Consider the following 2,819-nt stretch of genomic DNA (forward strand, 5'->3'; position numbering starts at 1 on the left):
TTGCTGGTCATGAGCCGAAGGGGGACAGGTTCCAGCCCTGGTGGTTTGTTGTGGAAAAGAAAAGCCGGACACAGATGACCAGGGAAAAGGGTCAAAGGAATAGTCAGAGGAAGAAGAAAAAGAAGAAGAAGAACAGAGAAAGCCAGGAGAGGAAACGTACGAAAGTAATGAAAGAGAGAAACCGGAGAAACAGGCCGGAGAAGCAGCATGACCGCCGCGGCGCAGCCGCAGCAGTTTGACTGCTGAGGGTGTTTTGCGGGCTAAAAGCAGGGATTGCTCCCTGCCCTCTCCTCAGAATGTCCGGCAACTGCCCTTAATGCGATACCAGAACGGCGTGTACATTTCTCGGGTGATTTTCTGGCTCAGCGAGTTGCCTATCCTGACACAGGCGGGAATGCCCAGCAGGGACAGCTGCACAAAGCACATACGCGCCGCCACCGGATCCAGATCGGTGCACTGCACTAACAGCTGCGTCTGCGGGTTATAGCCACGGTCAAGCAGCACTTTAGCGGCGGCGATCACCATACCGCCTGCGCCGCAGGTCGGCTCATCGAGCGTAACATAGAGCGCACCATCCGCCAGCTCCTGCACGCGCTGCCCCATGACCAGCCCCGCGATCAGCTCGCTCAGGGAAAACGGAGTGAAAAACTGCCCCATGTCCTTGCTGCCGATCTCCAGCTCCATAAAAATGGAACCCAGAAAATCACACATACCGGCGTCAAGTCCTTCCGTGACCAGAGCCAGTAAGCGTGCCATGCGGTTCAAATCGTCTTTTTCGTAACCGGCTATCGTCTGAAAATATTCATTTTCCAGCTCGTCACACTGCAAAAAGGCATTTTCCAGAGCCACGGCGGCCATCGTCACAAAGTCCCTGAACACCTGATACCGGTTGTGATAGCGAGCCGTTTCACGAAACAGTTTCACAAAATCTTTGCGGTGATTATCCAGCGGCGAAACGGCGCTGTCGCGCACAGGCCGGGAAGGTGCAATCACGTCAGCGTGCGGTACGGCTGTCACGAAAACCGGTTTAACTGCGCTGGACTCCGGCATTTCAGGCTGAGAAAACAGCGAATCAAAAGATAACTGGCTCATGCTGTTTTGCCCGTTTCACACACCGCCGCCCTCAGGGAAAATTCACCGCCATCAATGCTCACCGTCAGATCGGCAACGCGGCTAGTCAGCAGTTCCAGCATCTCAGGTTCAACGTTCAGAACTTCCAACATTGCCCCCTCAATGCCTGTCGCTTCATCCATTGCGACAAACAGCTCCCCAATATCATCCCAATGCTCGAGATCAAACCCTTCGGCATAGGCAATGGTGCGTTTTGCCCCCACGTAAGACGGTTTTTCAGCGGTCAGAAAAATGCCTTCCTCACCGACCAGCAGCAACGCGCCGCCGTTCGTTTTCAGATCCATCATGACCGGCTTCAGCGTTTCCGCTCTGAACATCAGTTGTTTACTCATCCTACCCCCCAAAAATCATTGAATTGCCGCCCCGCAGGGCGGCAAGGTCATCAGGCGTAAGCCCGTTTCAGTTCCAGCGTGCGCAGCACCTGACCGAGTTCACTGGCTCGCATGGCGGGCACCCTGACGGACTGGCGTTTGCGCTGACATTTGGCGATATGACGTCCCAGCGCCTTAAACGGCACGGCGATGTCCTGACTTTTCAGCGGTTCCCGCACAAGGCGCGGATGCTTTTTTGCCGTCTCAGACTTTACAAACGGCGCGGGGGATGCAATTATCTGTGGGTCGAAATTCATGGCTTATCTCCGTTAATTTTTGACAGCCGGCCTAGCTTTGAACGGGCGAAACCGGCATGAGAGAGCAGACGAAAGTCTGCTTTTTTCATTTCTGCACTACGGTTTCTTTGCCTAACACCTCCTTAATACGTCCCACAATTTCGGCATGGCTCAGGGTGCATTCATCGCATAGCTGGAAATACCGGCCTTCGACTTTCGCGTAAATGTCCGTCACGCTGCCGCACATCATTTCGGCAAACTTGAATGATTCGCTGTCCCGATCGCCCTGCCAGTCCATCGGCGGTAACGTCCCCAGCACGTCCATATATCTGTGCAGGTCGATTTCCACCGGCGCGGTCACATATGATTTTGCCCGCGCCTCCCAGTAAGCGGCCTCCGCGCCTGCGCTCCATTCGAACCGGTTTTTACCCGCGTCGCCGGTGATGATGTCAGGTGTATACATGGTGTTTCTCCTGTTAAGTGAAGGCGGGGAAATCCCGCCTTCCGGTATAACTAATGACCAAAAGTTTCCGCGCGAACGCGCTCCCACGCCCGAAGACCCAGAAGGCTATAGCGACTCTCTACAACACGTTTCGCCAGCATCCAGCACTGTGCGACAGGGAAGAATACGCACGGTTTGCCGTCTTTACCGGCACCGGTGGTCTCAGCAACATTCAAGGCCAGCGGAACCAGATAGCGGCGTAAAATTTCAACCATTTCATCCTCGCCCGTTGCGACCTCATAGATGTAGATGCCGGAGAGTTCATCCAACAAGGCTCCTTGTTCGGCAACGATCAATGACGTGTTTTTCACCCATCTTTCGGAAGATTCAGGAGCGGCGGTTTTGACGTTTTGTGTGTGCATTCTTCAGGTCCCCTTCAGGTTAAATGTCATCTCTCGGTGAGTTCTTTCGCGGCAAAGGGCGAAGTAGCGACGACGCACGGGGGAACGCAAGGGCGCCGCAGGCGTGCATTTCACCCTTGCGTTAACCTGGGTGGCGGTGCTACACCCAGCCCTCCGCGTAAGGGCTTGCCGCGAGATAGATAACCGCACCCGGCAGAATGCACACACCCGACGGCGA

5 protein-coding genes and 1 pseudogene are annotated in these 2,819 nt (G+C 54.9%); 1 reads left to right on the top strand and 5 read right to left on the bottom strand.

Annotation, left to right across the window (positions count from 1 at the left end):
- Positions 1 to 239: pseudogene (locus ACT3RT_RS23000) on the top strand (hypothetical protein); the annotation flags it as partial.
- A gap of 52 nt (positions 240 to 291) precedes the next feature.
- On the opposite strand, the gene ACT3RT_RS23005 reads toward ACT3RT_RS23000, so the two are convergent.
- The 5 genes from ACT3RT_RS23005 to ACT3RT_RS23025 form a co-directional block, all read right to left on the bottom strand.
- The gene (locus tag ACT3RT_RS23005; RefSeq protein ID WP_491728685.1) at positions 292 to 1,092 is read right to left on the bottom strand and encodes an N-6 DNA methylase; all 801 of its coding nucleotides are present in this window, start codon (positions 1,090 to 1,092) and stop codon (positions 292 to 294) included.
- The gene (locus ACT3RT_RS23010) at positions 1,089 to 1,463 is read right to left on the bottom strand and encodes a hypothetical protein (RefSeq protein ID WP_353504305.1); all 375 of its coding nucleotides are present in this window, start codon (positions 1,461 to 1,463) and stop codon (positions 1,089 to 1,091) included. Before ACT3RT_RS23010 ends, ACT3RT_RS23005 begins: the two co-directional genes overlap by 4 nt.
- Positions 1,464 to 1,513: 50 nt before the next feature.
- Positions 1,514 to 1,759 carry a hypothetical protein gene (locus ACT3RT_RS23015; RefSeq protein ID WP_491728684.1) on the bottom strand — a complete coding sequence of 82 codons (246 nt, stop codon included), beginning with the start codon at positions 1,757 to 1,759 and terminating at the stop codon, positions 1,514 to 1,516.
- 85 nt (positions 1,760 to 1,844) lie between these two features.
- The gene (locus ACT3RT_RS23020; protein WP_244879969.1) at positions 1,845 to 2,201 is read right to left on the bottom strand and encodes a hypothetical protein; all 357 of its coding nucleotides are present in this window, start codon (positions 2,199 to 2,201) and stop codon (positions 1,845 to 1,847) included.
- A 50-nt stretch (positions 2,202 to 2,251) separates the two neighbouring features.
- A complete protein-coding gene (locus tag ACT3RT_RS23025; protein ID WP_496203781.1) occupies positions 2,252 to 2,602 on the bottom strand; it encodes a hypothetical protein in 351 nt (116 codons plus the stop codon).
- Between the last annotated feature and the right edge of the window lie 217 nt (positions 2,603 to 2,819).

Source organism: Ewingella sp. AOP9-I1-14, from assembly GCF_052375995.1.
Lineage (GTDB): Bacteria > Pseudomonadota > Gammaproteobacteria > Enterobacterales > Enterobacteriaceae > Ewingella > Ewingella allii.

Coding starts and splice junctions, on each gene's coding strand:
- ACT3RT_RS23020 (WP_244879969.1), bottom strand. CDS start 2,201: ATGTATACACCTGACATCATCACCGGCGACGCGGGTAAAAACCGGTTC.
- ACT3RT_RS23010 (WP_353504305.1), bottom strand. CDS start 1,463: ATGAGTAAACAACTGATGTTCAGAGCGGAAACGCTGAAGCCGGTCATG.
- ACT3RT_RS23015 (WP_491728684.1), bottom strand. CDS start 1,759: ATGAATTTCGACCCACAGATAATTGCATCCCCCGCGCCGTTTGTAAAG.
- ACT3RT_RS23005 (WP_491728685.1), bottom strand. CDS start 1,092: ATGAGCCAGTTATCTTTTGATTCGCTGTTTTCTCAGCCTGAAATGCCG.
- ACT3RT_RS23025 (WP_496203781.1), bottom strand. CDS start 2,602: ATGCACACACAAAACGTCAAAACCGCCGCTCCTGAATCTTCCGAAAGA.